Origin of the sequence: Variimorphobacter saccharofermentans, assembly GCF_014174405.1 — a bacterium.
GTDB classification, from domain to species: Bacteria; Bacillota; Clostridia; order Lachnospirales; family Lachnospiraceae; genus Mobilitalea; species Mobilitalea saccharofermentans.
The window spans coordinates 358,104-365,000 of the sequence record NZ_JACEGA010000001.1 but is presented as its reverse complement, the minus strand read 5'-3'; the positions used below and the strand labels follow the sequence as shown (position 1 = coordinate 365,000).

At 39.3% G+C, this 6,897-nt stretch carries 9 protein-coding genes and 1 riboswitch; all 9 genes read right to left on the bottom strand.

The window, feature by feature from the left end; translation table 11 throughout:
- Window positions 1–3: 3 nt before the first annotated feature.
- The 9 genes from tsaD to H0486_RS01555 all read right to left on the bottom strand — a co-directional run bounded on the left by tsaD (window position 4) and on the right by H0486_RS01555 (window position 6,884).
- Window positions 4–1,047 carry a tRNA (adenosine(37)-N6)-threonylcarbamoyltransferase complex transferase subunit TsaD gene (gene tsaD, locus H0486_RS01595; RefSeq protein ID WP_228351358.1) on the bottom strand — a complete coding sequence of 348 codons (1,044 nt, stop codon included), beginning with the start codon at window positions 1,045–1,047 and terminating at the stop codon, window positions 4–6.
- Window positions 1,048–1,062: 15 nt separating this feature from the next.
- Complete coding sequence (locus H0486_RS01590; RefSeq protein WP_228351357.1) at window positions 1,063–1,662, bottom strand: DUF6715 family protein; 600 nt, start codon at window positions 1,660–1,662, stop codon at window positions 1,063–1,065.
- 47 nt (window positions 1,663–1,709) lie between these two features.
- The gene (locus tag H0486_RS01585) at window positions 1,710–2,624 is read right to left on the bottom strand and encodes a ribonuclease Z (RefSeq protein ID WP_228351356.1); all 915 of its coding nucleotides are present in this window, start codon (window positions 2,622–2,624) and stop codon (window positions 1,710–1,712) included.
- Window positions 2,625–3,134: 510 nt separating this feature from the next.
- Complete coding sequence (locus H0486_RS01580) at window positions 3,135–3,383, bottom strand: hypothetical protein (protein WP_228351355.1); 249 nt, start codon at window positions 3,381–3,383, stop codon at window positions 3,135–3,137.
- A gap of 80 nt (window positions 3,384–3,463) precedes the next feature.
- Window positions 3,464–3,904 (bottom strand): ribosomal protein S18-alanine N-acetyltransferase, encoded by a 441-nt coding sequence (gene rimI / locus H0486_RS01575; protein ID WP_228351354.1) that lies wholly within the window; start codon window positions 3,902–3,904, stop codon window positions 3,464–3,466.
- Between the two features lie 178 nt (window positions 3,905–4,082).
- Window positions 4,083–4,790, bottom strand: a complete 708-nt coding sequence (tsaB, locus tag H0486_RS01570; protein WP_228351353.1) for a tRNA (adenosine(37)-N6)-threonylcarbamoyltransferase complex dimerization subunit type 1 TsaB — start codon at window positions 4,788–4,790, stop codon at window positions 4,083–4,085.
- 94 nt (window positions 4,791–4,884) lie between these two features.
- Entirely contained in the window at window positions 4,885–5,313 is a 429-nt protein-coding gene (gene tsaE, locus H0486_RS01565) for a tRNA (adenosine(37)-N6)-threonylcarbamoyltransferase complex ATPase subunit type 1 TsaE (protein WP_228351352.1), read from the bottom strand.
- A 156-nt stretch (window positions 5,314–5,469) separates the two neighbouring features.
- Window positions 5,470–6,126: an ECF transporter S component gene (locus H0486_RS01560; protein ID WP_323163519.1), complete on the bottom strand. Its 657-nt coding sequence runs from the start codon at window positions 6,124–6,126 to the stop codon at window positions 5,470–5,472.
- A gap of 169 nt (window positions 6,127–6,295) precedes the next feature.
- Window positions 6,296–6,435: riboswitch (FMN riboswitch) on the bottom strand.
- Between the two features lie 59 nt (window positions 6,436–6,494).
- A complete protein-coding gene (locus tag H0486_RS01555; protein WP_228351351.1) occupies window positions 6,495–6,884 on the bottom strand; it encodes a P-II family nitrogen regulator in 390 nt (129 codons plus the stop codon).
- Between the last annotated feature and the right edge of the window lie 13 nt (window positions 6,885–6,897).

Sequence of the window (6,897 nt, the reverse complement as noted above, 5' to 3'; positions counted from 1 at the left end):
CTCTTATCGTTCACCAATTTTAAGATTCGGTACTGCATTCAGATCTAATCCCGCTCTGGCTCCTCTTAAATATTCATAATATGCAGCCGCTCCTATCATTGCTGCATTATCCGTACAGTAAATAGGAGATGGATGATAAAAACGAATTCCATTATTGCTGCATTCCTTCTCCATCGCTTCGCGAAGGGATGAATTCGCTGCCACTCCTCCTGCTATTGCAACTTTCTCCATACCATAATCCTTTGCCGCTAGTATCGTTTTCGTTACAAGGACGTCAATTACTGCATCCTGAAATGCTGCTGCAATATCAGCGCGATTAACTTCTTCCTTCTTCATTTCCATTGTATTAATGTGATTTAATACAGCGGATTTCAGGCCACTAAAGCTAAAATCATAGGGTGCTCCGACAATTGACGCTCTCGGAAAAGTAATGGCTTTTTTATTTCCTTCTTTTGACAACTTATCTATCTTCGGACCTCCGGGGTATCCCAATCCAATCGCACGTGCCACCTTGTCAAATGCTTCGCCCGCTGCATCATCCCTAGTTTTCCCGATAATCTCGTAGTTACCATATTCCTTTACTAGTACAAGGTGCGTATGCCCTCCTGAAACGATCAGGCATAAAAACGGTGGTTTCAAGTCCTTATTCTCAATATAATTTGCTGAGACATGTCCTTCAATATGATGAACACCAATTAACGGTTTCCCTGTAGCAAAGCTGATGGCTTTCGCTTCAGCTACACCGACCAGTAAAGCCCCTACCAGTCCTGGCCCATAGGTCACCCCAATCGCATCCATATCTTGAAATGTCATATTTGCTATGTCAAGTGCTTCTTCAATCACCTGATTTATCTTTTCAATATGCTTTCGAGAGGCAATCTCCGGGACCACCCCTCCATACAGCTTGTGTAATTCAATCTGTGAGGAGATGACATTCGAGAGTACCTCTCTCCCATTTTTTACAACGGCTGCTGCTGTCTCATCACAGGACGTCTCTATTGCTAATATAAAAGTATCTTTTGTCATATGATTAGCTATTCCTTTCATTCTATATGTAACACCTTAATCCTCAGAATCATCCTGCTTCTCTGTATTCGGCACGAATTCCCATCCGAGGATCTTCCATTTATCATCCTCATTTTTACGAAGTAGTATTTTCCACGTCTCTGTGAACTTGATATCTTCCTGAATAGTAAAGGAGACATATTTTACTGCATACTTGATACCATCAATCTCGCTCTCCTTCTCCATATTTTTATTCACAAATATATAGTTTGTAATTCGTCGGTTCTTTTCCTTCCATTCTGCCAGCTCAGTCGCGAGATTCTGAAGATATTTCTCTTCCGGGTTTAGTTGAAGGAACTCGGGATCATATAGTTCTCTTATCTTAACTGCTAATTGATTAATCTCTTCTTCACTCGCCTTATTACCATATATGATTTTTATCATATTGCTAAAATACTTAACAACTTCTCTTGGAGTCTCTGGATAATATAAATCAAAGTCTTTATTCAGTAATCGTTCTGCATCAGTAAGTTCCTTTAATGAGGGATCAGTCGTACTCACTTTGTTTTCAATATAAAAGTAAAATAGTACTATGACAATTGCTAGAATTGACATAGAAACAATCGTTGATAAAGTTCTCTTTCTCTTATTACTCATATCGCATCCTCCTCTCAACTAACTTCCTTTTTGATATACAGATATCATTATTCGTCTTTCTCAAACTCCAGCGTAGTACTTTTTCTATCTTTTCCCACCTTCGTATGTGGAAATATATTTTTTGCTTCTCCTAGATAGTCTTCCGGACGAGTTAAAGATGGGCTGTAATGAGTAAGCCAAAGTTCTCTAACCCGCGCTGCTTTCGCAAGCTTTGCAGCTTCACGAAAAGTCATGTGCTTATATTCTTTTGCTTTCGTATCTTTTTCTTTCTCTCCATACATGCCTTCGCATATGAATAAATCAGAAAGTGCAGCATTATCTTCAATAGCCTTCACAGGCCTTGAATCGGTACAATAAGTCAGCTTAATACCTTTTCTTTCCGGCCCAAGAACCATATCCGGTGTGTACTGTATCTCTCCATCCTGTATACATTCTCCCTTTTGAAGTCGGTTCCAATACTTTTGTGGAACCTGATTTTCCAGTGCCCGTTCCGGATAAAATCTCCCCCCACGTTTGATTACAATACTATAACCATAACAGAGGACATTATGTTTTACCTGAAAAGCTTTTATATTGTATCCATTTATTTCATAGGTTTCTTCTGCTGAACTTATTTCCACAAATTTAAGCTCAAAGGGAAGCTCCGGTGCTATCACTCGAAGCGCTCCGACAACCCGTTCTAAACCTTTCGGTCCGATAAGCGTTACCGGTTCCTTACGTTCTGCATTACCCATGGAAAGAAGTAAACCTGGTAAACCACTGATATGGTCACCATGATAATGAGTAAAACATATGATATCAATTGAATGAAAACTCCATCCCTTCTCCCTTATTGCAACCTGAGTTCCTTCTCCGCAATCTATCAATAAACTGCTCCCATTATATCTGGTCATAAGAGCAGTCAGCCATCTTCCTGGTAGTGGCATCATACCACTCGTTCCTAATAAACAAACATCTAACATTGTATTCCAAGCCTTTCTCTAGTTGATCAAATACATTCTAACACATTATTTCCAATTCATAAAATAATATTTATATAAAGTATCGACTAAATTATCTCTCATTTATGATATCGGAATAATCACAGTAAATCTTGTGCCTTTTCGGCATATTTCTATTATTTTAACAGCTTTGTACATTTTTTGTCCAGAAATAAGTGATGTAACAATTATTTTGTCACGATCCGATATCCAATGGAAGGAATATATACGAGCTGCTAGGCGCATAAGGATGGGGCTGTTGCATAATATACCATCAGGGACTATGACTTACCTCACACACAGACGGAAGTACATTTTCCTGATTTTGTATGTCTCATGCGAATATTCGCATGCGAATCTGAATATTCGCATGAGATTAATAAATTCGCTTGTTTCACACAAAACACAGCAATATTCTTCCTATAGTGCATTTTGGTAAGTCATAGTCCCTGACAGTACATCCTGCAACAGCCCCAAAATCTATAATACCTTCTATAACACCTCTAGCTTCTTTTTAATTTCCACTGGAATTTGAAACTTCGCGATCATTTCATCGTAACACACTTCACAAAGGTTAAAATGATGAACCTCCATATCACGTCCAGAAAAATATCCCCATTCCTTTGTCGCTTCAAAGGCATCCTCCTGTAGAATACCATTTTCGACCTTCAGACTCTTACCGCAACAATTGCAATATATTGGAACATCCCCACTTGACCTTTTATTGTCCGTTCTTTTCACGACTTATCCCTCCTGGTTTTTTAACGAGCTTCGCCCCTAAACACATTATAATCGTTTGAGTAGATTTTTTACAGTGGGAATTACTGTATCGGGTTCAGCCACATAATTACAGCGTCCTCCTTCGGCTTCGAATAAAAGTCCTTACGGATCCCGGTATGTTCAAACCCTAATGATTCATATAGGCGTATTGCTGGTAAATTGGAGCTTCTGACCTCCAGAGTAAGTGAGGTAACCCCTTTATGATAAGCAAGACGAATTAACTCTTTCATCAGCTGATATCCAATTTGTTGTCTGCGATATTCCTTTTTGACAGCAACATTATATATATAGCCTTCTCCTACAATTCCCCAAAAGCCGCAGTATCCGGTAATTTTACCTTCCTGTTCCGCTACCAGATATCCATTATTCTGTTTCGTAAATGCACTGATAAAATCTTCCTTGGTCCAGGGTTCCGAAAATGTCTCCTGCTCTATAGCACATACCTCTACCAAATCCATTTCCGTCATATTCCGAATAACCATGGAGCTCCCCCTATGCCTTTAATCTTTTTAGTAATTGCAAAGCTCTGAAGACATCTTAATTGTGTTTACAGTGGATATATATTCCTGCGCAAACCCGCTCCTTCCGCTATGGTTTGCTTCGGAACATGTATACACTATAAACACAATGGATACAAATATTAGTCTTGCAATTACCTGTTTAATTCTTTTTAATTCTTTCAGCACGTTCTCTTTCTGCCTGGGATAAACGCAGATAAATCGGTTCATGCTGTGCCGCACTTTCCAGCCTGTTCTGCTGGTAATATAGAATACCAAGTGCACCAATTGCACCAGCTCTCTGGCGATTTACATGAGCAGGAGCAAATTCATATCCCACCTTCGTCTGCTCTTCAATCGTCTGGCGATAAGCAGCAGCACCATCACCCAGATAGATAACCTCTCTGCCTAATTGACTGATGGCAGCGACAATTTCCTCCACTGCTACTGCTGCCTGTTCCTTTCTTACCTTAAATTCTTTGTCAGAAAATTCATATAAGCCTGTATATACCTGATTTCTTCTAGCATCCATCATGGGACAGATCAACTTGTCCGTTCCATATAGATTATAGGCAAGTCCGTCCAAGGTTGGGACCGCGATGATTGGTTTATTAAGTGCCATACCCAGTCCCTTTGCCGTTGCCGACCCGATGCGGAGTCCAGTAAAGGAGCCTGGTCCCGCCGCGACTGCGATAGCATCAATGTCCGACATATCAAGCTCCACCATTTTCACAATTTCATCAAGCATGGGTAGCAGCGTCTGTGAATGTGTTTTCTTATGATTGATTGTATACTCAGCCAGCATGGCATCTTCTGTAACAATTGCAACAGTTGCAACTAAACCAGAGCTGTCCAATGCTAATAATTTCATAATAACCTCCATCTGCCGCATAATGCGACGCTTACATCCCGTATGAGTCAAATACTCTTCCGGCATTTATCAATTCTATAACGAATATCTACATTTAATTTATCTGATCGATAATGATTTCTCTATAATCAAAACCTTTATCCATATTCTTTTTAATCAAAATCTTGGTATAACTTCTAGGCAGTATCTCTTCTATCAGCTCAGCCCATTCAATCAGACAGACACCGTCTCCATAAAAGTAATCCTCATAACCGATTTCATCCATTTCTTCGATATCAGCAATCCGATATACATCAAAATGATAGAAGGGCATCTCTCTTCCTTCATATTCCTGTATTATGGTAAATGTAGGGCTGCAGACAGCCTCCTCTATTCCTAAACCCTTTGCAAAACCCTGGGTAAATAAGGTCTTACCCACCCCCAAGTCACCACTGAGGCAGTAAATCTCACCTTTCTTCGCTTTGGTACCCATGGTATACCCTAGCTCATACGTATCCTCCGCTTTGAAGCTTTCTACTGTCATAATAACACTCCATTCTGCTTTCGGCAGCTAAATAAATCGCCATTATTATAACAGATAAAAGTAAAAAAAGATAGAGCCTCTTTGAATACCACTGTAAATGATATCGTTCGGACTCTATCTTTTATTATAAGTTAACCGATTGTAGTGTTAAATAGATTATACATTATAATGATAACCTTTTATTAACGGGCTTATCCTTTTATAAATCAATATTGTAATGAGAGATACCGCAACACCCTTAACCAGGTTAAACGGTGCCACTGCCATAAAGATAAATCCTCCCAATCCTTTAATATTCGGATTTACCTTTGTTCCCATTTCAATAAGAGCTTCCATTGGCATACCAAACACTTTTGCATAGGTTGGTAGTAATACAAATGCGTTTAGCAAACATCCGATTCCGACAAATACTATTGTTCCAGTAATCATTCCATAAATTGCTGTTTTTCTGGTTCGATTCGTATGGTAAACCAATGCGCTCGGAACGACCAGTGCACATCCTATAATAAAGTTCGCAATCTCTCCTACACCGGCGGTATCGGTACCCTGAAGCAATAAATTAAGGAGTATTTTAATCAATTCTATAATAACTCCCGCCATTGGACCCAATGCAAACGCACCGACTAATACCGGAACATCGCTAAAATCAATTTGATAAAAGCTTGGTGCAAACCATAATGGAACATCGAAAAACATTAATACAAAAGATATGGCCGACAATACGGAAATAACCGTCATCCCCCTGGCTGACAATAATTTTACCTTTTTGTTTTCTACTTTGTTTGAAATTCTTGTAGCATTCATTACATTCATTCTTCTCTCTCCTTTTTTATTCAAAGGAAAAATTCTAGGTGGTGCAGCATCCAATACTATAAATATGTGCAATATCACATTCATCATACTTCGGCCTACGTAATTTATGCAATATAAAACCCCGATTCTAAACGAGTTAAAATCGGGGCGTAATATTTATAATATTTCTGCTGCTCTTCTCACATCCAGACTTTACTGTCGGTTTTGGAATTTCACCAAATCAATCATCTATGACTGTGTATCACAAATCATATTAGAGTCGCGGACTATACCGCCGGTCGGGAATTTCACCCTGCCCCGAAGAATTTACCTTTATTTAATTTACTTTAATATCATACAACAGGTTTTCCGCCTTGTCAATGCCTAAACTATCCTCTTAAGCCTTCAATATCATCAATGGGAACAGTAAACATAATTCCTGTATTAGGTGCTGTTAGATCGCCTATTACTTCCTTGATTGCAGTCTTAGCATCTTGAACCTGATCCTGCTTCAGGACAAACAGCATTACTTTACAGGCTTCCTTTTCCTCATCCGCCAGCAAGGCCTTCAGCATATCGAAAATGGGCAGCTCCTCCATGTTGACTAACGACTTCGCCATACCCGTTCCATCGAGAATTGTTCCACCCTTCACTCCTGCTTCTGCAAGTTGCTTTATAATGTCATCCATTCGTTGCACCTTTTTTAGTATCAGAACTAATAATTTAATCGCTCTCCACTCCTTCGAATGAGTCCAGATGATATATGCTCTAATATTCATCACACTGTCTTAA